The organism is Bacillota bacterium (assembly GCA_013178125.1).
Taxonomy (GTDB): Bacteria; Bacillota; SHA-98; order Ch115; family JABLXJ01; genus JABLXL01.
In genome coordinates, this window is sequence record JABLXJ010000002.1 from 16700 (window position 1) to 40461 (window position 23762).

Below are 23762 nucleotides of genomic sequence, written 5' to 3' on the forward strand. Positions count from 1 at the left end.
TGTAAGGTAATGTGGTGTGGTGTAGGGTAGGGTAGAACGGGTCAGGGGATGTAACGAGGTAGGATATGGCAGGGGCATGGTGGAGCAGGATGGGGACAGGATGGGGAGATGAAGGAAACGATGCTGGGTGAGCAGAAATCACTGGAGGAACGTTTTCTTAAGACGCTTAGGCTGGTTGCGCCGGGCACGGATTTATATGAAGGGCTCGAGAGCATAATCAGGGCCAGAACCGGGGCCTTGATCGTCATTGGGGATTCGCCCGAGGTTATGGCCCTCGTCGATGGCGGGTTCCGGTTGAATTGCGAGTTTACCCCCTCAAGACTATATGAGCTTTCCAAGATGGATGGTGCGGTTGTATTGAACGAGGATGCCGGGCAGATACTCGTCGCCAACGCGCAGCTGCTCCCGGACCCGCAGGTTGAGTCGAAGGAAACCGGCACGCGACATAGAACCGCCGAACGCGTGGCTAAGCAAACCGGCAAGCTCGTAATAGCCATATCGCAGCGGCGAAATGTGATTACCCTCTATGAAGGTAATTTCAAATATATAATCCGCGAGATCGGCGTGACCCTCGCCAAGGCGAACCAGGCGCTCCAGACCCTTGAGAAATATCGCAGCGTCCTAGATCATGCCCTGACGAACCTCAGCGCCTTGGAATTCGAGGGCCTCGCCACCTTATCGGACGTGGCCACAGCGATCCAGCGAACGGAGATGGTCAGCCGCGTGGCCCGGGAAATCGAGAAATACATCTGTGAGCTCGGGACCGAAGGGCGTCTCATCAGCATGCAGCTGGAGGAGCTGATGGTGGACGTCGAAGATGAGGGGCTCATGGTTATAAAGGATTACCTCGTGGTCCAGGAGTCCAAGTCGGCGGAATCTATAAGGAATCAGATAGCGAGCTGGGATTCCGAGGATTTGCTGGATCTCGGGACGATTTGCCGCGCCCTGGGTTACTCAGGGACGGCGAATATACTTGACCAGGCTGTCTCGCCAAGGGGGTATCGCGTCCTCTCCAAGATACCGAGGCTTCCGATGCCTGTTATAACGAACATCGTCGTGACGTTCAAGACTCTCCAGGGGGTGCTCAATGCATCCATAGATGAGCTGGACGGGGTCGAAGGCATTGGAGAAGTGAGGGCGCACGCTATCAAGGAGGGTCTGAGGCGCCTCAGGGAGCACGTCTTACTTGAGCGACATATGTAAGGGTCTCTGTAATGATCGTTACTATTAATGATCGTTACTATTAATTTATTTAATGATAATGATCACTGAGAAATTGCCTGGTAAAATCCGTTGCTGGAGCCCGTGCGCACGAAGGAGCGTCAAGTCAGGCTGAATATCCCCAGCGTCGTGATGGTGCGGTATTCCCTTTCAAGGACTTCGTCTAGGTCCAGGTTGAGGAGATTACAGAGGGCCGCCAGGTAAAAGAGCACCATGCCGAGCTCGCTCTCGATAGCATCCTTGCATTCGGGACATAAGGAGCCGGCCAGGTGGGTATCCACGTAGTTCTTTATCTCCGACAGGCTTATGTCGCAGGGGAGCTGTTGGCGGCTTGCGTTGATCTTGAGGCACCCGCAGTTTGTAACCGCCTTGACTATAGCACGGTTTGCGCGCGCATTTGACTCCTGGAATTTCGAGAGACAGTCAAGAACGCTCCGATGCCTGATAAGGTGCTCAGATACAGCTCCCTGAAACCTCTCGAAATGCTTTCCCTCCATCGTCCGTCCCCCCAAACCTCTTATTCTCTTTCTCCCTATGTTTTCTATTGTTACATGTTTCGTCGCCTTGGTGACCCCGGTAACCATGATTTTATTATATGTTTACATGCTGACTTTGTCAATGAAGGCCGGGGTGCGAGGAGGCTGGAATGCGCGAAAAACGGGCATTTCTTGACATCTCTAGTTTGACATGTTAGAATCAAAATCAGGGAACTTATGGTATCGCTGGGGGGTATATCAGGTGTTTAACGTTGGGGATAAGGTCGTTTACCCAATGCACGGCGCGGGCGTCATAGAGGCGATCGAGGAGCGCGAGGTGCTTGGGGAGCGACAAAAGTATTATGTTATGCGAATCCCTCTGGGTGAGATGAAAGTCATGGTACCCACAAGAAATGTCGAGGAGGTGGGCCTCAGGGGAGTCATAGATCGGGAGGATGTCAAGAAGGTCTTTGAGGTCCTGAGAGGCGCGAAGACTAAGATGTCCTCCAACTGGAACCGGAGATATAAGGCTAACCTCGAGAAGATCAAGAGTGGCAATGTATTTGAGGTTGCGGAGGTTGTGCGCAACCTCTCGCAGCGCGATCGCGAGAAGGGGCTTTCTACAGGGGAGAAGAGGATGCTCGAGAGCGCGCGCCAGATTCTCATAAGCGAGCTCGTGCTCGCCCAGGGGCGCGACAAGGATGAGGTGGTTGAGGAGCTAGATAGCATCCTGAGCTGACATGGTTCGACATGCATATCCTTGAAGACATGGATAGAAGTAGTGTATCATAAGAATACTAAGGTAAGGATGTCGGCCGGCGGTGACCGCCGGTGCCTGGCCAGGTCCCTAGACCCGTATCATGATAACATGATAATATGTATGTGTTTCGCAAATGAGGATTAATGAATGAAGGAGAACGAGGGAGGTGGGATGTTTCGTGTTTGATAGGTTGGTTCGGGTTTTTTTTATTGTTGCCGGTGCCGTGGTCGGGATAACCATCAACAGGACGATGGGTATAAGACCACCAGGCCCAGGCGGTCTGGGGATCAGCATATCAATCCTCGTGCTGATGGCCCTCGGCGGTGCCATCGCCGGTCTGCTGGTTGCCCCCGCTTTCATCTGGATTCTTAGGCGTCTGGTCGTATGGGTCGAAAACGGGCTACGCAAAACACCCACGCAGGACATCGTCGCCGGGGCCCTTGGTGGAATCGTCGGTTTGCTTATAGCCGTTCTTCTTACCCTCCCCTTCGTCCAGCTGCCTCTAATTGGGCGGTATATCCCGCTGCCGGTCACCCTCATGTCCGGGTACCTTGGCGCGCATATTGCCATAAGGAAGAAAGAAGAACTATTTAGCTTATTCTTATCAGTTCCCCGGTCGGTTGAACGCGTTGTCGGGGGGAGCGCTGACCGGACCGCAGCCGCCGGAAGGGATAGGCGCAATAGATCCGGCAGTCCGGGAAGCAGGGTCCCCTACAAGATCCTGGATACAAGCGTAATAATTGATGGTCGCATAGCCGATATCTGTAAAACCGGATTCATAGAGGGCGTTCTCATAGTGCCCGGCTTCGTTTTAGAGGAGCTTCAACGCATTGCGGACTCATCTGATGTATTAAAGAGGAATAGGGGCCGGCGAGGCCTGGATATTCTGAATAAGCTCCAGAAGGAACAGAATGTCGTTGTCCAGGTGCATGAGACCAATGTCGACGATTCCCTGGAAGTGGATAGCCGGCTTGTCAAGCTTGCCAGGGCGCTGGGCGCCAAGATAGTCACCAATGACTTCAACCTTAATAAGGTGGCGGAGTTCAGAGGCGTCCAGGTGCTGAACATCAACGAGCTCGCAAATGCTCTGAAGCCTGTAGTCCTGCCGGGGGAAGAAATGATCGTACATGTAATCAAAGATGGGAAGGAATCTGGCCAGGGAGTAGCGTATTTAGATGATGGGACGATGATCGTCGTCGATGGAGGCAAGAGGTACATAGGGGAGCAGGTTCCGGTGATGGTCACCAGTGTTCTCCAGACCGCTGCAGGCCGGATGATATTCGCCAAGCCTAAACCCATGGAGCGTGTATCAAGCGTGTAATGCCCACATTTGTGCAATGTGTAGCTTGAACCGGCTATATGCCTGAAACCGGCCATATACCTGCCGGTCACGGCGGGGGAGGAGTTGAGGAATTGAGATGGTTGTTTCATGCGTTGTTCCTGCTGCGGGGCAGGGAAGGCGCATGGGTGGTGATACCGGGAAGCTCTTTATGTGCCTGAATGGGAAACCGATACTATCATATGCACTGGATGTCTTTGAAAAATGCCCGCTTATCTCCGAAATCATCCTGGTCGTCAGGGAAGATGAGATCCATCATGCATCTCGACTCTTCGCGAAGGAATCGGGGTTCACGAAGGTTAAGCGGATCGTTCCGGGTGGGGTCGAGCGACAGATGTCCGTCTATCATGGACTTATTGCTACCGATGCCGCGAGTGATATCGTCATGGTTCATGACGGCGCGCGGCCTTTAATTACTCTTGATGTGGTAGCGTCTGTGGTAAATGAGGCGGTCGCCTGCGGCGCCGCGGTGGTGGCCACTCCAGTTAAGGATACTATAAAGCTGTCGGACTCGCAGGGCTTTATCAAGTCCACTCTTGATCGTTCAATGCTGTGGGCGGTCCAGACGCCCCAGGCGTTCCGGCGTGAGCTCCTGCTGTGTGCGCATGAAAAGGCTTACAGCGATGGTTTTCTTGGCACAGATGATAGTGTGCTGGTGGAGCGATTGGGATGGAAGGTCAGGCTGGTGCCTGGCTCGTATGAGAATATAAAGATCACCACCCCTGAAGATGTTTTAATCGCTGAGGCTATACTAAGGAGGAAGACCCTTGAGGGTAGGGATCGGGTATGATGTGCACCGGCTCGTCGCGGGTTTGCCGCTGTGGCTCGGTGGCGTTGAGGTTCCGTATCACTCCGGGCTCCAGGGGCATTCCGATGGCGATGTGATTCTCCACGCAATAGCCGATGCGCTCCTTGGAGCGGCCGGCGAATCGGATATCGGGAGCCATTTCCCCTCTGATGACCCTGCATATAAAGGGGCGGCGAGCGCCTCACTGCTCGCGAGGGTCCGGGAGATCGTTTCCGAGCGAGGCTTTGCTGTAAACAATGTGGACGCTGTTCTCCTGGCGGAGCGCCCCAGGATTGCGCCCTATGTTGATGCCATGCGCAGCAGGATAGCCGGGATATTGCACATCGGCCCCGGGGATGTGAGCATCAAGGCCACGACAAACGAGGGCCTGGGCTTCATTGGGAGGGGCGAAGGCATGGCGGCATACGCGGTCGCGAGCCTGGTGAGCCTGGCCCAGGCCCCATGACCTTTTGCGACCTGTGGTGACGTGTTATAACCTGCTGCGCCCTGCTGCAAGCTGCTGCGACCCGCTGAGACCTATTATGATCTGCGTGTGATCGTGGCCGTGGCCCGGGGCTCAGGCCCCGGAAGAAGCTGGCCAGACTCATTGCTGGCAGTAGCTGCGTAGAATACAGCGTGGAACACGACTGGGGATAGGTGATGATACAACGGGGCAACTTACTTGGAAGGGTCGCTTGCCTGGAAAGAAGCAAGATAGATGGTATGGCGGGCGGGCCGGGGGTGACGGAGATGGGAAAACTTATCATAACCGGGGGTGAAAGGCTTTCCGGCAGGGTCCGGCTCAGCGGGAGCAAGAATAGTTCTTTGGCGATACTGGTGGGTGCTGCCATGGGCACCGGCAGGACGAGGCTCGAGAATGTCCCGGATTACCTTGACATCCACGTCCTCTGCGGTATCCTCCGCGAGCTCGGGGCGCATGTCCAGCCTGCCGGCCCCGGTGTTCTTGAAATAGATGGGTCCGGTTTGAGTTGTCACACACCATCATACGAGGCTGTCCGCAGACTGAGGGCCTCATTTTATACAGCGGGCGTCCTTCTTGCCCGCCTTGGTAGAGCCGTTGTGCCGTTTCCAGGCGGTGATGTAATAGGCGCACGAGGGATAGACTTCCACCTCGAGGGATTCAGGGCCCTTGGCGCGGAGGTCGCAATCGAGCACGGCTATGTGAAGCTATCCGCGCCGGATCTGGTCGGCGCCAATTTTTATATCGGGCGCGCAAGCCACGGCACGACGGTTAATATGATGTTTGCGGCGTGTCTCGCAAGGGGAATGACCACACTGGAAAACGCGGCCAGGGATCCCGAGATCGTTGACCTGGCTGTCTTTTTGAATAGCATGGGGGCCAAGATCAGGGGCGCCGGCACGAGCACGATCAAGATAGAAGGCGTAAGGGAGCTTTCGGCGACGTCCTATGAGATAATGCCCGATCGACTGGAGGCCGGCACATTTGCTATAGCATCGGCCATTACGGGTGGGGCTATATTGATTGAAAATGCGGTGCCCGAGCACCTGCGGACCGTGATAATCAAACTGCGCGAGGCTGGCGCCGATATAGAGGAGTCGTCCAATATGATGCGCGTGGTGGGGCCCGCCCGCCCGCGCGCCGTTAATATCGAGACCCTGCCGTACCCGGGCTTCCCGACGGATCTCCAGCCCCAGTTTACAGCGTTGATGACCGTAGCAAGCGGCATCGCGTCCATAACAGAGACGAGGTTCGAAAACAGATTCACATATGCCGACGAATTAAGAAGAATGGGCGCGGATCTGCGTGTGGACCGGGATACCATTATAGTCCGGGGGGTAGACAGGCTCACAGGAGCCCCCGTTGAATCCCCGCGGGATATAAGGGGGGGCGCCGCGCTGGTCATTGCGGCGCTCGCTGCTCTCGGCGAGACGGAGTTGAACGGTGTTGAGCATATAGACAGGGGCTACGATCATATAGAGAGAAAGCTTGCGCTGCTGGGGGCGAAGGTAATGCGGGTGGATTGAACCTAGCCTGGATCGGTCTAGTGGACATACTAATGCAGACATACTAACATAGACATGCATAGACATGTAATAGGCATGTAGGCAAGGTAATGGGGGAAAGGGAAAGAAATGCCGGAGAATGTGCGCGTTAGATTCGCTCCAAGCCCCACGGGGCACCTGCATATCGGAAACGCTCATACAGGGCTGTTTAACTGGCTTTTTGCCCGTCACAACGGGGGGAAGTTCATCCTGAGAATCGAGGACACGGACCTCGAACGTTCATGCGCGGAGTCTGAAAGGCTAATACTCGAGGATCTAAGATGGCTGGGTCTTGACTGGGATGAGGGCGTGGATGTGGGAGGGCCTTATGGTCCCTATAGGCAGACCGAGCGGCTCGAGCTATACAGGCAGTATGCCCAGAGGCTCCTTGACGAAGGCCACGCCTATTACTGTTACTGCACACCTGAAGAGCTCGAGGTGGAACGCAAGGCCGCCCTGAACCGCGGGGAGGCCCCGAGATATGGCGGTAAGTGTCGTGAATTGACCAGTGACGGGCGGGCAAAGCTGGAGCGCCAGGGGAGGAAACCCGCGGTGCGCTTCCACGTGCCTGATGAGGTCATTGTAGTGAATGACCTTATACGGGGCCCCATCGAATTTGATAGCAAGAGCATTGGCGACTTTGTCATAATGAAGTGCGACGGCGTGCCAACCTATAATTTCGCGGTGGTGGTCGATGATGTACACATGAAGATCACGCACATCATCAGGGCTGACGAGCATGTGGCTAATACGCCTCGCCAGATCTTGCTTTACGAGGCCCTCGGCCTCCCCCTGCCAAGGTTTGCTCATATTTCCATGATTCTAGGTCCGGACCGCACGAAGCTCAGCAAGCGCCATGGGGCAACATCTGTATTTCACTATAGGCAGGCGGGGTACATCCCTGATGCGGTCGTAAACTACCTGGCGCTCCTTGGGTGGTCGCCTGAAAGTGGGGAGGAGGTTCTCACCAGGGAGGAGATGGTTCAGCAGTTTTCCCTGGACCGGGTTGGGAAGAGCCCTGCGGTGTTTGACATCGCGAAACTCAACTGGATGAATGGCCTGTATATACGGCAGGCTGACCTGAGGAGCCTGACGGGGATGGCCATACCCTATCTCAAGGACGCCGGGCTGGTAGATGGGCCCCTCACAGGTAGGAGCTTTGACTGGCTGATGGAGGTGGTTGACTCTGTCCGGGGGTATCTCGATAATCTGTCGCAGCTACCGGAGCATGCGCGCACGTTTTTCGGGGACCGCGTTCAGGCCTATGATGATAAGGCTCGCAAGGTCCTTTCAGACCCCCAGACTTCGCGCATTCTGGACCTGTTCATCGGCGAGCTGGGGGGCCTTGAGCCTTTCGACCGTGAGGCGATTCACACCATGCTCCTGAAAATGCCCACGAAGCTCGGACTCAGCGTGCGCAGAACGCTCCTGCCTGTTCGTGCTGCCCTGACCGGCACAACAGCTGGACCCGAGCTTCCAAACGTCATTCTCATTTTGGGGAGGGACAGGTCGATCAGCCGGGCGAGGCAGGCTTTCCAGGCCGGGCGCGGCGTTTATTGACAAGAACTACATGATAGTATATAATCGTGGCAAACAATCAGGTAACATCCAATCAGGTAACATCGGACATAGCCCGGATACAGCCGGGATAACAGCGCAGGGCTGGCTGTGACACGAGTAGGACAAGGACAGGCTGAGCAGGACCCCAGTCTCTGGCAGCAACATGCAGAGGCAGGGGTCTTGACTTGAATCGCGAGTTTGCATGTAATCGTGGATTTGTGTAGGCTTTATGTGGGGCTTGTGCTTGTATAAGAACTGTGCGGGCTGGGAAGTTACGAAGTTACGAAGTTACGTGGTTGCGAAGCTGCGGGGTTGCGAGGTTCACACCGAGGTTTGCACGAGGGGGATGTGATCAACAATGTTCAGGACGATCCGCAGGGACATCCAGGCCGTGTTTGAACGGGATCCTGCCGCAAAGAGTCTTCTTGAGGTCCTCCTCTGTTACCCCGGCCTTCATGCGATTATATCCCACAGGATCGCCCACTTTTTTTACAGGAAGCGGCTTTTCTTGATTGCCCGCCTCATTTCGCATATTAGCCGCTTTTTCACGGGTATAGAGATTCACCCTGGCGCCAAAATAGGTTCAGGGTTTTTTATAGACCACGGTTCAGGGGTTGTAATAGGGGAGACCGCGGAAGTAGGCGACAACGTGACCCTTTACCAGGGTGTGACCCTGGGCGGGACAGGGAAGGAGAAGGGTAAGAGGCACCCGACGATCGGCAACAACGTAGTCATATCAGCGGGTGCCAAGGTGCTGGGCTCGTTCAGGGTCGGCGATGGAGCGAAGATCGGGGCCGGGGCGGTTGTGCTCAAACCGGTCCCTCCTTGCAGCACCGTCGTCGGCGTGCCGGGCAGAGTGGTGGTCCAGGATGGCAAGCGCGTCCCGGGCATCGACCTCGAGCACGGGAATCTACCTGACCCGGTGCAGGCGGCATTCGAAGCCATGCAGAAGAGGATTGCCATGCTCGAGGACAGGATCAAACATCTTGAGGAGGAGCGCGACCGTGGGAATTAGGGTGTTCAACACATTAACGCGTAAGAAGGAAGATTTCAGGCCGAGGGACCCTGACAAGGTGTCTATCTACCAGTGCGGCGTTACACCCTATGACTACACGCATATGGGGCACGCGCGGCAATACGTCCTGTGGGATGTTATCCGTCGCTATTTGAAATACAAGGGCTACAAGGTATTCTGTGTCCAGAATGTCACAGATATTGATGACAAGATAATCGCAAAGGCCAACAAGGCCGGTAAAACGATCGGCCAGGTAGCAGAGGAATTCAACGAGGAATTCCTAAGTTCGATGGATGCCCTGGGCGTTGTGAGGCCCGATGTCTACCCCAGGGTGACGGATCATATCGACGAGATAATAGAGGTGATAAGCGGGCTGGTCGAGAAGGGGCACGCCTACGAGACTGAGGCTGGTGTATACTTTGACGTGTCGAGCTTTCCCTCATACGGCAAGCTTTCGAAGCGGAGCCTGGATGAAATGCAGGCGGGCGCCCGCGTCGAGGTGGATGAGCGGAAGGACGATCCCATGGATTTTGCGCTGTGGAAGAAGGCCAAGCCCGGGGAGCCTTCCTGGAATAGCCCGTGGGGCCCGGGCCGCCCTGGCTGGCATATTGAGTGCTCGACCATGGCCCTTAAGTACCTGGGTTTTGGGTTCGATATGCACGGGGGCGGGACCGATTTAATATTCCCACATCATGAAAATGAGATCGCCCAGTCCGAGGCATATGTAGGCAGGGAGCCATTCGCCAGGTACTGGCTCCACCACGAGATGCTCAATGTGGGCAAGCAGAAGATGTCGAAGTCCCTTGGCAACTTTTTTGTGGTGAGGGATGTATTAAAGAGGTACCGCCCGGAAGTGGTGCGGTATTTTCTCCTCTCGGTGCACTATAGGAGCCCTGCCAATTTCGGCGAGGCTGAGCTCGAGGCGGCGAAGAGCGGGTGGGAGCGGCTCCAAAACGTAATTTACGCTGTTGAGCATCTTTTGAAGCGTTTCTCGGAGCGTCTCCCGTGCTCGGCACTGGATGAGGCACTGGACGAGGGTGCACCCTCGGCAATTGCGCCCGCGGCAGCCGCGGCAGCCGCGAGGCTCGAGAATGCCATCGAGGGTGCGCGGTCCAGGTTCCTCGAGGGGATGGACGACGATTTCAATACAGCGCTGGCCTTGGCAGCCCTTCACGACCTGGCAACGGAGGCTAATATCTTTATCAACCGGGATGACCTGGTCCCCACGCCGGCAACGGTTGATCTCCTTCGGAGACTCTTGGGCGCCTTCAGGGAGCTCGGTGGCATACTTGGCCTGGTTCCCGGGGAAGATGCCGGCTTTGCCTTTTCACCTTCCATGGCGGTTGCGACGCCGGGCATGGCGGCGGGCGGCGGGTGCGCGGACCCTGGCCTGGTTGCGAAGCTTGTTGACCTCTTGATCGATATGCGCCAGGCTGCGAGGGAGCGGAAGGACTGGGCGACCGCGGACGAGATAAGGGGTAGGCTCGCGGCCCTGGGGATCGCCCTGGAGGATACCCCTCAGGGGACGCGATGGAAGATGACTGATGAGGATAACCGATGACTAATGTTTAGAGGGAGGTGTTTGCGGGGACATGGAGGAAGAGGTGCCGATGCTCGCGCTAGCGTACATCGGTGATGCAGTCTATGAGCTTTATATCCGGGCAAGCCTCGTCTACAAGGGTTTCACCGATGTGGATCTCCTACATCATAAGGCCGTTGCGCGCGTCAAGGCTGAAGCCCAGGCGAGAGCCCTGGAGATGCTCGAGCCCTTTTTGACCGATGAGGAGAAGGACATTGTGCGGCGGGGACGAAATGCCAAGGGAGGTCGCGGGCCCAGGAGGCAGGGGGTTATAGATTATAGGCACAGCACGGGATTTGAAGCCCTGCTGGGCCACCTTTTCCTTGCCGGGAATATAGACCGTCTCACTGAACTCCTGCGTAAAGTCGAGCTCCGCGAGGGTTGCTAGAAGTTTCACGGGTTGGAGATTGATAGAGTCAAGGAGATTGGCAGAGCCAAGATGAGGGGTGGCCGAGATTGCAGGTAGATATCTTACATATGACCCCAAATCCCCTGAAGGTAATCTGGACGGCTGCGCGCACGTGTTATAGCCATCTTCCCCCACAGGAATTGTGGGCTTCGGACCCATCAACCGATGATATGCTCAGGATAGCGCGGAGGGTCTTTACCTCCGGGCATCTCAGCGTTGTGGAGCATTGCTCTATCACCTATGCTGTGAGCGGCGTGTCGAGGACCCTGCTTGCCCAGTACAGCCGCCACCGGATCGGAGTGAGCCTCTCCGTCCAGTCGCAGCGCCATGTTTCGGAGGCATCGGCCAGGAACGACGGGCAGTTTGAGTATGTCACCCCGCCGGGCGTGCAGGCGCATGCCGGGGCTAGCAGGGTATTTGAGGACGGCATGAAGATGCTACAGGACCTCTATGACAGGCTTTGCGCCTTCGGCATCCGCGTTGAGGATGCCAGGTTCGTCCTGCCCGGCGCCGCCATGACTAACTTCGTTACTACAGTGAACCTGAGGTCATTGCTGGATTTATATACCAAGCGAGTCGGAGAGCCGGGCGCCCAGTGGGAAATAAAGGAGCTTATCGAGAGAATGGCCAGGCTCGCCGTTGAGAGAGAGCCATGGCTGGGCGAGTTTATATATAGGAAGGTCTGATTGTCCATTGAGTGGCAGGGCGCAGAGGGGCCTCAACGTGAGGCGCGGGCAGCGCGGGCGGGATGGAGGGCAGGATGCGGGGCAGGGCCGGCGAGGAGACAGTGGGCGGGTGCGAGTGCAGGTGCGGGGACAGGGAAAAGGAAAGGGTAAGGGCGAGGGGCCGGGACTGCCGGGGCAGCCTGCACAGGGGGGTAGCTGGCTCATAGCGGGCAGGAATCCAGTTATCGAGTCTCTGAGGGCTGGCAGGCGGATTTCGAGGATATTGATCGCTGAGGGCTCCCGTGGAAAGCCTATAGACCAGATCGCTGAGCTCGCCTCCGCCAGGGGGATGGCGCTGGAATACGTCTCGCGCGAGACGCTTGACAGGCTTGCGGGTTCTGAGGCGGAATCACACCAGGGCGTTGTGGCCTTCGCCCGGCCGAAGGAGTATGTGACTCTCGATCACATCCTGGAAGCGGCGGGGAAGGGTGATGCGCCGCCCCTTATAGTCGCCCTCGATGGGATCGAGGATCCGCGCAATTTCGGCGCCATTCTGAGGACCTGCGATGCCTGCGGGGTGCATGGCGTCATAATCCGCGAGAGGAGGGCGGTTGGCCTGACTCCTGCGGTGGCGAAGGCATCCGCGGGCGCCATTGAGAGCGTGCCGGTGGCGCGCGTCACCAATCTTGCGCAGGCTATCGAGAGGTTGAAACAGCATGGCATTTGGATAGCAGGGGCCCACGGCGGCGAGGCCCGCGATGAAGGCCACTCTCAGACCCTCTCGATCTGGGATGCCGACTTCACCGTGCCGCTCGCGGTTATCGTCGGTGGCGAGGGGCGCGGTGTTGGGCGCCTGCTCCTGGAATCTTGCGACTTTGTGGTGAGTATCCCCATGATGGGGCGGGTTAGCTCCCTCAATGCTTCAGTTGCCCTTGCTGTGGTGCTTTACGAGGTGTTAAGGCAGCGTCAGCGGCAGGGTAGCTAGCCCTTGTATATATCATGTGACTGGGATTATAGGCTATTGCTCCTCCGTCGATATCCTCGCCAGATTTGCCTTGGCTAACCTGGCTGTGCGCCTAGCGAGCTCAGAGATCGAAACCTTGTGGTAGCCTGCAACAACGCTTTCAACTGTATCATTTAACGGCTCAGCCCAGGACTTGGGAAGCCCCCGTGCGCCCAGGATAGCACCCAGGATCGATCCTGTTGTCGCACCGTTACAGTCGGTATCAAGGCCACCCATTACCGCTATCCCGATCGATTTGCCGAAGTCCCCCTCCCCATGAAGGAGTGCCATGATAACGATAGAGGCATTGTTAATTGTATGAACCCAGTTATAATGCCCATATGCTGCCATGATTTCATTCCAGGTTCCCTGCCAGGTGGGGAACTGCTGGCTCCACCTGACCACGTTTCTGATAGCCTCCGCCAGCCGTGATTTCTCGGGAATCTCGGACAAGCCGATTTCAACGACCTCTTTCACGCTGCTCGTCTTGAATGCAGCCGCCAGCATCGCTGAGACGAACATCTCGCCGTAGACCCCGTTTTTGACATGGGATAGCGTTGCGTCACGGTAGGCAAGCTCTGCAGCACGTTCGGGCTGCCCTGGATTTACATAACCCCATATATCCGCCCTGATTTGGGCGCCTATCCATTCTCTATATGGGTTCTGATGGGTGGCGGAGCGGGGCGGCGTGATGCGATTAACCAGGTTTTTGTAGGCGACCCGTTCCGCTGTATAAGTTAAGAGGTACGGGAGCCTTGCGAGCCACTCCTGGGCGATGTGATCCGTAGTGAAATCGAAGCCGTAGGTATCCAGGATATGCAAGCCAAGAATAGTATAGTCTATGTCATCGTCGCGGAGCATATGCTCGAAAGAGCCTTTCAGAGCTTTAGGCTCCCGGATGGTGGGCAAGTTATCGCGATTGCACAAGCCCGGGGGCATTGGCGGAAAGAAGTCCTCGAGCGGATACGCGCCTACAGCCCTGAGGTAAGTCTCGATATCCTTCTTTGTCCACCCCTCTACCGGCTTCCCGAGCAGGCATCCGGCGCAGCGCCCGAGCCAGGCACCATATATCTTGTCAAATAAAGCCTCATCTGATAGGGCCTCATCTAACGGTCCAAAATCTAGCGCCTCCCCAGCCTCTCCGGCCACTTTACGACCATTGAGTTGGCCCTTCTTCTTTGGTCGAGAGGCCTTGATATCACCGAGCGATAATGGCTCGTAATACGGAAAGCGTGGCTTCACCGAGAGGCATTCAGATGTTGGGGTTGGGTACAGGTCGTCCAGGTTTTTCTCTGGCAGAGCATTTCCTGCTCCTTCCGACAGCTCACTGGCCGGTGGTATACCAGATATATCATTGAATGATCTTCGTAAATCCCCGGTTTCATAGCCTTCCTCTTCTAACTGGATGAGTTCATGGTTTAGCAGGATTCTTATATTAGTATAGTCTATCAAATTCAGTCTCCCTTTCTGTGTAGTTTTCTACGGAAAATGCTTCCATAGCTTGCAGCTTAGATCTTCAGGCCCCCTGCTGTCATGCCTTCGATGAATCGACGTTGAAGCAGCAGGAATATACTTACAATTGGAGCCGCCAGAATGGTAGCGCCAGCCATCATCAGCCCCCATTCAGCCGTGTATCTCCCGCTGAATGTAAAGAAACGGATAGTTGCGGTCTGAAGCGCCTCATTATGTAAGAACGTGACCGCCAGTATGAATTCGTTCCAACTCCACATACCCACTACAAGGATAACGGTGAAGAAAGCCGGCATCGCAAGCGGAGCCATAATGAGCCAGAATATCTGCCAGTCGGATGCTCCATCTACGCGCGCTGCGTCCTCGAAGTCCTGGGGAATCCCCAGGAAATAGGATCGCAGCAGGAAAATCGAGAATGGTGTATATATGGCCCAGTAAATCACCACGAGTCCAAAAATACTGTTGGTTAAACCTATTCGCTCGAATAGAAAGAAGAGCGGTATGATGAAAAGCTGGACAGGTATAGTAGTGCATGCCAGGAAATATAAAGTCAAGAGTTCCCATCCGGGCACTTTTACGCGTGCTAGGGCATATGCGGCGAGCCCTGCGATGATACATACGCCGCCGACCGTTAACCCAACTATAATCGAGGTATTCAATAAAGCATGGCCGAGCCCTCCCTGGTTCCAGGCGTTCAGGTAGTTTTCGAAATGGGGAATTGTAGGGAGGCCTACTGGATTCCTGGCCATCTCGGATCGCGTTTTCAGGGAGTTAAGGAGCATTATTATAAGCGGCCCGAGGGAAAAGGACGCCAGGACAATCAAGACAAGGTGGCTTAGCACATCATATGTAGCAGGTTTGGGTTCGGAGGGGTATTTCAAATTTCCCACCCCTTTCGCTGCAAGTAAATGTAAAAGGCGATGGCTATTCCCCCGATCAGACTCATTGTAAGCCCAACAGCGGATGCCTGGCCAGCCTGAAACGTATAGAACGCACGTTTGTAGGTTAGAGTTGCCAGGACTTCCGTGGAGTAGCCAGGACCACCTCTTGTCAATATGTAAATGAAGTCGAACACCAGGAATGACCAGATGATAGTCATTAGGAGCATAAAGACCAGCGTGGGACGTATGAGAGGGAAGCTGATATAGCGAAACTGTTGCCATCGATTAGCCCCCTCGACGCGCGCGGCTTGATACAAGATGGGATCGATCTGCTGCATGGCGACGAGGAAGACGACTGCAAGGAAACCCCACCAATGCCAGTTATCAACAAAAGCGATGGAGTAGAGGGCAATCTTGGGATTACCGAGGAAGTCAGCCGACATAAATGGCAGGCCATGATTTGCGAGCCATGCCGCAACACCAGCGATGGGGTGAAAAATGCTCTGTTGCCAGATCCTCGCGCTTACCGCGGTAGCGACGACTACAGGTATAAAGTAGGTGGTCCTGTAGACTGTGGCTCCTCTTTTCACCATGAACATCAGGTTCGCGGCGATCAGACCCATTATTACTGGAACTGTCAGGAAGATCAACGTCCAACGGGCATTATTGTATATGGCGCTCCAAAATACCTCGTCTTTCAATAACGAAGCGAAATTAGAAACGCCAATGAATTTGGGAGTCGCGAGGCCGTTCCAATCCATAAAGGCGAGAACCACCGTGGCGATGGAAGGACCGAGGATAACCAATACATTCACCGAAAGCGCTGGAAGCAAGAAAAGCCATGCTGTTCTTTTGAGGTGACGCACCCCGTGGTTGCCATGCGATGATTCGATTCCACGTCTTGCCATAATAATAGATACCCCCGTAGGCGGGGGTCAAGGGACGCGAGCATACCCCTTGACCCGCAGTGTCAATCTTGGCGATCTGCTGCTAGGTTAGGTTGGCTATCTAGATAACTCACATATTTATTTTGCTCGCTTGGGTATGGGAGGGACGCTGCCCGCGGCGCGCTCCTCAGCGAAGAGTGTTTGGACCTTCTGCATATATTGAGCTGGGGTGATTTTGCCAAGCCAGACTTGCTCAATTCCTTCTATAATCCACTGTTCGGTTTTTACGGGCCAAAACGTCCAGGTCGTGTAACCGTAGTTGCCACTAGCTGCGGCCTTTGCGACCGTTTCCACATGTCTTGCGTACCGCGGGTCTGCCTCCTTCGGGAAGTCACTCATTGTCGTTGTGGTAATAGGTTGGTTCCATTCGCCTTGCCAGGTAACGTTCATACGGGCAGCTCGTTTAGGATCGGCAAAGAGCCAGTTGATTGCCTCGGCGGCCGCGTCGGAGTTTTTGGATGACGCATTTATTGATAAAGTTGTTCCGATCCCAAGGTCGTAAAACTCCGCAGGGACTCCTGAGCGCAGAGCAGGGAATGGAGCCCAATCCCAATCGTTACCCGTACCTTTGAAGTACTCGTTCATCCATTGGAATCCCCAGGTGCCTATCATGCTCATACCAGCCTTGCCGGTGGCAAGCAATGTTACGAAATCTTCATTCGCGAGCGAGAAATAATTTGAACCGCCGATCCAGCCTTTTTGGTAAAAATCATTTAACATTTTTACGGCGTCAATAAAGATCGGGTCGTCCCACCGCAGCTGACCAGTAAGGGCTTTATAGACGTTTTCAGGGCCGGCGTAGTGGTTTAAGAATAGACCTACATAATGCTCGTTGTTGCCGCGCCAGCTTGAATTCCCCTGGGCGAATGGGATTATGCCCTTCGCTTGCATCTTCTTGCACACGTCGAGGAGTTCGCTGATATTTGTGGGGACCTTCCAGCTGTTTTTCTGGAACAGGGTCTTGTTATAGAAGAGAACCATCGCCTCATAAGTTTTTGGCACCGAGTAGACCTTGCCTTCCACGGAAGATATATCTAACATCATCGGGATGAACATCTTGTCCCACTTATAGAGCTTTATGTATTTGTTGAGTGGTAAGAGGTGCCCTGCCTTAGCATATTCCTGAGCGTAGGTCGGCCCCGGTGTCATGACGATGTCGGGCCCCGAATTTGCCAGTACCGCCGTGCGTAGAACTCTATCCAGATCCGGCTCGATTGTGAGCTCCAAGCGGATATCAGGGTGGGCCTTGTTAAAGGGGTCGATCATAATCTCACGTAGAGCCTTCTCATATTGGGGTTCAGCGTTCTCGTACCACCAGCTTATCTTGGTTTGCGCCTGCGCTACAACGCCAATAGTAAAGAACATGCATACAATAAGTGAAATCGTAATAAAGTGCCTTTTCATAACATATAGCCTCCTTATCTTTCTTAGCTTGATCCGCACATGACTTATGCATCTCTCTCGTTAGTAGACTACAGGTTTCCCGAATTCATCACAGGATTACCGTGAGCAATCAGACACTTAACGACCATTCTAGCCCGCTGGTTCCGTGGCAACTGGCTCCAAACGGTTAAATGGCGGTCACCTCCTCAGCCGGTCCGTGATCGGTCGTTCTCTTGCTTAATACCTCCTTCCCGATTCCGAGCGTCCATTTTGAAATGTCGGAAATATGAAGATGTTCAAAGCCGATAACCTCACTGTCGAGCCGGTCGCCGATCGGAGCTTTCCATTTGGCGGGGATCTGGCCGGCACCAATGATTGTGCCCACTATGGCGCCTGCCTGGCCGGCGGTGCAGTCGGTATCTAGGCCGCACATCGTGGTGATACAGATTGTTCTCTCGAAATCCCCTTCACCAAACCACAGCCCGATAACTACGGCGGCGATATTGGGGAAAGTATGGACCCAATGGTAATCAGCGAGGTAGCTTTGCTCCGCTTTGTTCCACGCCTCGCGCCAATCTTTTGATGTTCGTGACCATTCGATGGCGTCGCGCACGACCTTGGCAAACCTGCTCCTGGGAGGGACGAACCCCAGCCCTATCTTGAGAACTCGCCTCACGTCTTTCTCCACGAAGGCGAGGCTTATAAGTGCGGCGTCGTACATTTCGCCATAGACGCCCTCACGCTCGTGGGAAATGATCGCGTCCTTGTATGCATATTCGATGGCGATCTCAGGGCGCCCCGGCGCGATAAATCCGCATACCTCGCCGCGCATTTGGGCTCCGATCCACTCACTGTAGGGGTTGTCGGTGGTTGCGGAGAGAGGGGGCATGAGGCCCTTCCTCAAATTATCCAGGGCAACCTTCTCGGCGGTGTAACCGATAGGGATATGTTCAAGCCATTCCAGGGCTAGGTCCTCGCTGGTCAAGTCTATCCCGTGTTCTTTCAAAGCATGTATGAAGACTATTTCGTAAGAGGTATCATCGTTGACGGTGCACGGGGTTGAAAGATAATTTGAGATCTCGCCGTAGGTCCCCGATATCTTTGCTGAAGGCCATCCCTCTACAGGCATCCCGAGGGCCCCGCCGATGCACTTTCCGAGCCACCCGCCGTAGATTTTATCGTAGTAGATTTGGGCGGCGGGTTCGAAGTCGGAGCGAATCTGATCTGTGCCTGGCGCAACAGTGGAAGGCAGAGAGGCCCTTATCTCCTCAAAGGTGGCTGGCGAATAGAAATCCGGGTCAGCGACCCTCGGCGCGTCATGCAGGGCTTTCCTGATCACCGCTATGTGCTTCAAGAGTTTCTCTGTTTCACCGGCTGCATAGAGATCATGACCTTTTGGTATAAGCGCCTCGGCCCTGCTTACATCGTAGCCTTTATGTTTTACTGCCTTGATTTCTTCAATGATGGGAAACTCAACGAGCCCATTTGAATAGTTGTGCTTCCACATCTGGAGGATATCCTGACGGCGTCTATCCATAAACGTACCCCCCACATGTTCCCTCAGGAGCACCGGCGCCTCGGCCGGGTTTTCAACTAATATTCTCCTGAGATCCGAAGGTATCTTTTCAGCTGAGAGAAGTAATTCGTCAACATTCTGGAGGTTGAAAACCTCGGCAATCCTCTTAATGAGGTTTTCAGAGGGTTTTTCGATTCCGCGTTCCAATTGACTTATGTAAACGTAGTGGACATCTAGGGAAGCCGCGAGTTTCCGTAAACTAAGATTCCTGGACTTCCTCAGCTCGCGCAATCGTTGTCCAAAGGCATTAGATGACAAGAGTCGTTATCCCCCCGGTGGTAATGTAGTGTAAGGTTCCTTCCCTTACATAATATATTTCTACATCCTTTGCGAAATTCCTCCTCAAACGTAATAAATTCTTCTAATTCGTTCCCAAAGATAACTACATTGTCGGGATCTGCCGATGACGGTTCTGGTGATCCCTCCTGACTCGTGTGATATCGGGGATGTCCTATGACGAGGCCCGGAGTTTATGTGCCGATTTGAGGAGATCTATTGATCATTGACATCTTATGACACGCTCGAGGTACGCCCAAGGCGAATAGGCGAAGTGGAACAAGAGGCGGAGGAGGCGAAGGGAGGCGAAGTAGACATTGACTTGTCTGCTGCGCGTGTTGTATAATACTGTTAAAGTGAGCAGGCCTCCACGAGAGGCTTTGAGAGGCTTTTCGTTTTATCATTCTCTCCCGCGCCAGGAATCGCGGCGCTGGCCCTCAGCGTGGCATAATGGTTCTATGAGTCAAGCCTTGCAGGTAATGAGATCAAAACGCGATCATGCATGGATCGTCGCGCTATATCGCTAGTATATTTGATTAATATTCTTCACTAGTGGGAGTGGAGGCGATACGGGTGGGCGCTAACGCTCAAGAAGCGTCCTTTGACGGGTATGACCTGATGCTTGACGAGCAAGTCGTCGAAAGCGCGCGTAAGGGCGACCGGGCGGCGGAGGAATACCTCATAAACAAGTATAAGAACTTTGTCCGGGCTAAGGCGCGTTCCTATTTTCTAATAGGAGCGGATCGCGAGGATATAATCCAGGAGGGAATGATCGGGCTATTCAAGGCGATAAGGGATTTTCGCAGCGATAAGCTTGCTTCCTTCAGGGCCTTTGCGGAACTCTGTATCACCCGGCAGATTATTACGGCGATCAAGACAGCCACAAGGCAGAAACATATCCCTTTAAACTCGTATGTCTCGCTCAACAAGCCGATTTACGATGAGGAATCAGACAGGACGCTGCTTGACGTGCTATCCGGGACAAAGGTGACGGATCCCGAGGAGCTTGTCATAAGCAGGGAGGAATTCGTAGACATCGAAGTGAAGATGGGCGAGTTCCTGAGCGACCTTGAATGGAAGGTCCTTATATCCTACCTAGACGGGAAATCCTATCAGGAGATCGCCCTCGAGCTCCACCGGCACGTTAAATCGATCGATAACGCCCTTCAGCGTGTCAAACGCAAAATCGAGCGGTACATAGAAAAGAGGAACGGATCATCATAGCATCATAGGTTTATTTTATGGCTGAGATAACCGGTCGTCAGGCCATGGTGGCTATGGGCCAAGCGAGCGGCGGGGCCAGCAGGGCTCCGTTAAAGTTCCCCTCCATATCACAGAGCCACAGCGAGGCCCGCCCGTTGACGTAAGCCGGCCTCTGGGATATAATAAAAGCGTCAAGGTTATACCATAGAATATTATCTTTCTGGTGCCGACGTAGCTCAACTGGCAGAGCGGCTGACTTGTAATCAGCAGGTTGCGGGTTCGAGTCCCATCGTCGGCTCCATTTTGACATCCTCCGGAAAGAATTCCGTGGCTTTTGCCCCCATCTAACCACGCGGGTCAGCCAGCCTGCCCATGAACAAGATGCTTCCTGAACGGAGATCGCGAATTAGGAAAACGAACGGTCGGTCTGCGCGGAAAACAGGCGGTTCATCGAGCATGATTGATTTGCCTTCCATTATAACTGCTGTGGCGGCAGCTGCCTCGGTGCCTTCTTCATTGACTTCGACGAATGCCTGATGAATTACCTTGCTTATGTATAAATCTCGACCAGGAGTCATGCCGGAAAAGTCGGCCGCATTTTCGTCGAATGCATCTATCATCCCTAAGTCCTGCAGTCCCTCGTTTAACAGAAATCTCTTTTCCAGCTTGAACCGCGGCAGGAAAACCTCCACTTTCTCCCTGGAACTTTATGGTTTCGCCATCCCATGGTCTATTTCCTTCACTGCTCGGTTGCTATTGGGCAATACTTTATGACGATTTTTCCACAAAATGCCTTAACCTCATATCCATTGACGGGTCTCTAAAGCATGTGAGAGGTAAACCACTATACTCCCAGTCCAAAGAACATGTTATTATTGAACATGTTATTATTGAATCAGAACCCATGTGTGGCCGACCTCGCTATCGCCCCACCCGAATCGAACACATTCATTTATAGAAGCTCCCATTTAACAGGATGTAGTACCCTCTCATCCTCGTCAATCGACCACAGGTATGATATTGCATAATGCATATCTTAAGGGGACCTTTGTATGGCAATGAGGTGTTATCATCCGTAGGGGTGATATTGAGGGTGACGGTAAGTGGGCAGAAGACAGAGCGGATAGCCTTGGAAGCTTACCCTAGTTATTGTGTTCCGAATCGGTGACAAGAAAATGTGTGAAGCGAAGTAGATCACCTTCAGCAGTAACCCAGGTGGTCAGCTGGCGCGAGCGCAAGACTTATACCTTTACGGATAAGGGCCGGGAGGCCTTTGGAGTGGCAGTGGAGGCCTGGAAGGAAGAAATTTAATCCTTCCATCCCCGGCCGTGGCGACCCCAGGGCATGTTTCCGAAGCCATGCCCACCCTGGTCAATGCGGTGTACCTGGTGGGCGCCACATTGGGGACACATCATTTCAATCCCCCGCTCCCCGGTGCCAAAGGGCACTTCGAATTCATGGCTACAGGCCCTGCATTGGAATCGTCGTGCAGCCACCCGGTAATTCCCGCCCTCCACCCGGATGGCCTTGCCTTCAACCAGGGCCCTTGCAACCTTACCCCTTGCTGATACAAGCACCCTCTGAAAAGTGGGCCGGGAGACCTGCATCCTCTCCGCGCAGTCTTCCTGTTCGAGACCTTCAAGGTCCTTGAGGCGGAGGGCTTCGAGTTCCTCGATAGTCAGCACTTCTTCGTCTAGCTCCCGTAGTGGAACTCCTGCCGGCTTAAATACTGTTACTTGTGGCAGAAATTCCACGCGCCTGAATTTAGGCGGCCTTGGCATGTTATCAACTCCCGATTATTCTGGCGAGTCTATTCTATTATCTTTATTCCCGGCCAGTCTTTCAATTCACGAATTGTACCTTTCATTAACATTAGATAAATATTAATCATATGTTCATAACTATTGTAGCTTTTTTACGACTGGTCGTCAATATAAAAATCAAAGAGTCGACGAAAATCAAAGAGTCGACGACTCGGATTTGCGGGACCGCTATTCCCAGCGATTTTTTCGGGAGACTCCTAGATCAGCCATTTATGTCCTCCCACAACAAGTCGGAAATTTTAGGCGAAGCTATTGACATCTTAATAATCCTTTGCTATAATTCATATAAGAAACAAAAATTTCATATATGAAATAGATCAAGCGGGCCATCTACCTTATTGGGTTAGGATTATGACCAGGATTATAACAAGGAGCAGGGTTAATAAAGAACAGGATAGATTTCATTGGTCAAATGAAATCCACGATGATAGAGGATAGTATGAGAACGGCAGATAATGGGAATCAGATAGCAGTGCCAGCTGTAGAGCGGGCTTTGAACATACTCGAGTATCTAGGGGAAAAGGGTGCGCCAGCCACCCTTAAAGAGATTTCCTCTACATTGGGAATCCCTGCAGCTTCTACCTTTCGAATCGTTAGATACCTTTGCAGTCGTGGTTACATCGAGGAGGATGCGAACATACAAGGTCGATATGAGTTGGGATTGCAGTTGCTACGTTTAGCGCACCTCTTGGATAGGCGGCTGGATCTTAGAACTATAGCAGTATACCCTATGCGGAGGCTGGCCGAGGAGAGCGGCCAGACTGCCCAGTTAGGTATTCTACAAGGGTATGGGGTCATGTATATTGATCAAGCCGAGCCACGCGAACCAGTTAGTATTATAGCCGCCCTCAGAACGATACTTCCCGTCAATGTGAGTGCTGCAGGCAAGGTCCTGGTTGCATATCTACCGCCCAAGGAACAGGAAGAATTCCTAGAGAGAGCAGAGCTTCGTGCCCAGACCCCGAAGAGCATCACCGATAAGGCCAGCTTCAAAGCGGAGCTGGAAAGGGTGCGAGAGATGGGATTCGCCATTGATGACGAGGAATATGCCAGAGGGATCGGGTGTCTGGCTGTTCCCATCTTCGATCATACCGGCACGAACGTAGCGGCGGTGGGGATTACCGGGCATATCATAGATTATCGGGATAAAGATAGGCTGGGTTGTCTGATACAGCTAGTTCAGGAGGCTGCCGGGGAGATATCTGCTAAGATGGGATATGCCGGCGAGGTCCGGGCCTGATTCGATTACCATTGATTAGTGGTTCCAAGATGGAGGCTCGAGATGGAGGTGATGCTCTGGTCGGTAAGGGCGAATGGGTGCACTGCGTCTATGTTGGACAGGTCTGCGGGTCTACGGTATGAGC

22 protein-coding genes, 1 tRNA gene and 1 pseudogene are annotated in these 23762 nt (G+C 53.9%); 16 read left to right on the forward strand and 8 right to left on the reverse strand.

Going from position 1 to position 23762, the window contains the following annotated elements; genetic code table 11:
* Positions 1–120: 120 nt before the first annotated feature.
* Positions 121–1203: a DNA integrity scanning protein DisA gene (gene disA / locus HPY71_02365; GenBank protein ID NPV52350.1), complete on the forward strand. Its 1083-nt coding sequence runs from the start codon at positions 121–123 to the stop codon at positions 1201–1203.
* A 119-nt stretch (positions 1204–1322) separates the two neighbouring features.
* Here the strand turns inward: disA and HPY71_02370 are convergent, their stop codons facing one another.
* On the reverse strand, positions 1323–1718 hold the full coding sequence (locus HPY71_02370; GenBank protein ID NPV52351.1) for a DUF1573 domain-containing protein: 396 nt from the start codon (positions 1716–1718) through the stop codon (positions 1323–1325).
* 241 nt (positions 1719–1959) lie between these two features.
* Between HPY71_02370 and HPY71_02375 the strand changes: the two genes are divergently transcribed.
* The 11 genes from HPY71_02375 to rlmB all read left to right on the forward strand — a co-directional run bounded on the left by HPY71_02375 (position 1960) and on the right by rlmB (position 12821).
* Positions 1960–2436, forward strand: coding sequence for a CarD family transcriptional regulator (locus tag HPY71_02375; protein ID NPV52352.1), 477 nt, complete (start codon positions 1960–1962; stop codon positions 2434–2436).
* Between the two features lie 271 nt (positions 2437–2707).
* Positions 2708–3778: a PIN/TRAM domain-containing protein gene (locus HPY71_02380; protein NPV52353.1), complete on the forward strand. Its 1071-nt coding sequence runs from the start codon at positions 2708–2710 to the stop codon at positions 3776–3778.
* A gap of 97 nt (positions 3779–3875) precedes the next feature.
* On the forward strand, positions 3876–4586 hold the full coding sequence (ispD, locus tag HPY71_02385) for a 2-C-methyl-D-erythritol 4-phosphate cytidylyltransferase (GenBank protein NPV52354.1): 711 nt from the start codon (positions 3876–3878) through the stop codon (positions 4584–4586).
* Positions 4564–5049, forward strand: coding sequence for a 2-C-methyl-D-erythritol 2,4-cyclodiphosphate synthase (locus tag HPY71_02390; GenBank protein ID NPV52355.1), 486 nt, complete (start codon positions 4564–4566; stop codon positions 5047–5049). The genes ispD and HPY71_02390 overlap by 23 nt, the downstream gene beginning before the upstream one ends.
* 284 nt (positions 5050–5333) lie before the next feature.
* The gene (gene murA, locus HPY71_02395) at positions 5334–6590 is read left to right on the forward strand and encodes a UDP-N-acetylglucosamine 1-carboxyvinyltransferase (GenBank protein ID NPV52356.1); all 1257 of its coding nucleotides are present in this window, start codon (positions 5334–5336) and stop codon (positions 6588–6590) included.
* A gap of 108 nt (positions 6591–6698) precedes the next feature.
* On the forward strand, positions 6699–8168 hold the full coding sequence (locus tag HPY71_02400) for a glutamate--tRNA ligase (GenBank protein NPV52357.1): 1470 nt from the start codon (positions 6699–6701) through the stop codon (positions 8166–8168).
* Positions 8169–8526: 358 nt separating this feature from the next.
* Complete coding sequence (cysE, locus tag HPY71_02405; protein ID NPV52358.1) at positions 8527–9183, forward strand: serine O-acetyltransferase; 657 nt, start codon at positions 8527–8529, stop codon at positions 9181–9183.
* The gene (locus HPY71_02410) at positions 9179–10744 is read left to right on the forward strand and encodes a cysteine--tRNA ligase (protein NPV52359.1); all 1566 of its coding nucleotides are present in this window, start codon (positions 9179–9181) and stop codon (positions 10742–10744) included. Before cysE ends, HPY71_02410 begins: the two co-directional genes overlap by 5 nt.
* A gap of 31 nt (positions 10745–10775) precedes the next feature.
* Positions 10776–11150, forward strand: coding sequence for a ribonuclease III (locus HPY71_02415; GenBank protein ID NPV52360.1), 375 nt, complete (start codon positions 10776–10778; stop codon positions 11148–11150).
* 68 nt (positions 11151–11218) lie between these two features.
* Positions 11219–11857 (forward strand): FAD-dependent thymidylate synthase, encoded by a 639-nt coding sequence (gene thyX / locus HPY71_02420; protein NPV52361.1) that lies wholly within the window; start codon positions 11219–11221, stop codon positions 11855–11857.
* Between the two features lie 166 nt (positions 11858–12023).
* Positions 12024–12821, forward strand: coding sequence for a 23S rRNA (guanosine(2251)-2'-O)-methyltransferase RlmB (gene rlmB, locus HPY71_02425; protein NPV52362.1), 798 nt, complete (start codon positions 12024–12026; stop codon positions 12819–12821).
* 33 nt (positions 12822–12854) lie between these two features.
* Here rlmB and HPY71_02430 read toward each other — a convergent pair whose 3' ends face one another.
* From HPY71_02430 to HPY71_02450, 5 genes are all read right to left on the reverse strand, one after another.
* Complete coding sequence (locus HPY71_02430; GenBank protein ID NPV52363.1) at positions 12855–13988, reverse strand: ADP-ribosylglycohydrolase family protein; 1134 nt, start codon at positions 13986–13988, stop codon at positions 12855–12857.
* A gap of 359 nt (positions 13989–14347) precedes the next feature.
* Positions 14348–15151 carry a carbohydrate ABC transporter permease gene (locus HPY71_02435; protein ID NPV52364.1) on the reverse strand — a complete coding sequence of 268 codons (804 nt, stop codon included), beginning with the start codon at positions 15149–15151 and terminating at the stop codon, positions 14348–14350.
* A 35-nt stretch (positions 15152–15186) separates the two neighbouring features.
* Positions 15187–16098: a sugar ABC transporter permease gene (locus tag HPY71_02440; GenBank protein ID NPV52365.1), complete on the reverse strand. Its 912-nt coding sequence runs from the start codon at positions 16096–16098 to the stop codon at positions 15187–15189.
* Positions 16099–16215: 117 nt separating this feature from the next.
* Positions 16216–17541 (reverse strand): extracellular solute-binding protein, encoded by a 1326-nt coding sequence (locus HPY71_02445; GenBank protein ID NPV52366.1) that lies wholly within the window; start codon positions 17539–17541, stop codon positions 16216–16218.
* Between the two features lie 166 nt (positions 17542–17707).
* Positions 17708–19354 (reverse strand): helix-turn-helix domain-containing protein, encoded by a 1647-nt coding sequence (locus HPY71_02450; protein NPV52367.1) that lies wholly within the window; start codon positions 19352–19354, stop codon positions 17708–17710.
* Positions 19355–19945: 591 nt separating this feature from the next.
* Here HPY71_02450 and sigH point away from each other — a divergent pair.
* Both sigH and HPY71_02460 read left to right on the forward strand, forming a co-directional pair.
* The gene (gene sigH / locus HPY71_02455; GenBank protein NPV52368.1) at positions 19946–20596 is read left to right on the forward strand and encodes an RNA polymerase sporulation sigma factor SigH; all 651 of its coding nucleotides are present in this window, start codon (positions 19946–19948) and stop codon (positions 20594–20596) included.
* Between the two features lie 204 nt (positions 20597–20800).
* Positions 20801–20876: transfer RNA gene (locus tag HPY71_02460), tRNA-Thr, on the forward strand.
* A 43-nt stretch (positions 20877–20919) separates the two neighbouring features.
* Here the strand turns inward: HPY71_02460 and HPY71_02465 are convergent.
* Positions 20920–21267 (reverse strand): hypothetical protein, encoded by a 348-nt coding sequence (locus tag HPY71_02465; protein ID NPV52369.1) that lies wholly within the window; start codon positions 21265–21267, stop codon positions 20920–20922.
* A 508-nt stretch (positions 21268–21775) separates the two neighbouring features.
* Here HPY71_02465 and HPY71_02470 point away from each other — a divergent pair.
* Positions 21776–21871, forward strand: a pseudogene (locus HPY71_02470) (PadR family transcriptional regulator).
* Between the two features lie 11 nt (positions 21872–21882).
* Here HPY71_02470 and HPY71_02475 read toward each other — a convergent pair.
* Entirely contained in the window at positions 21883–22356 is a 474-nt protein-coding gene (locus HPY71_02475; protein ID NPV52370.1) for a DUF134 domain-containing protein, read from the reverse strand.
* A 454-nt stretch (positions 22357–22810) separates the two neighbouring features.
* Between HPY71_02475 and HPY71_02480 the strand changes: the two genes are divergently transcribed.
* Positions 22811–23638, forward strand: a complete 828-nt coding sequence (locus tag HPY71_02480) for an IclR family transcriptional regulator (protein ID NPV52371.1) — start codon at positions 22811–22813, stop codon at positions 23636–23638.
* Positions 23639–23762: the final 124 nt, after the last annotated feature.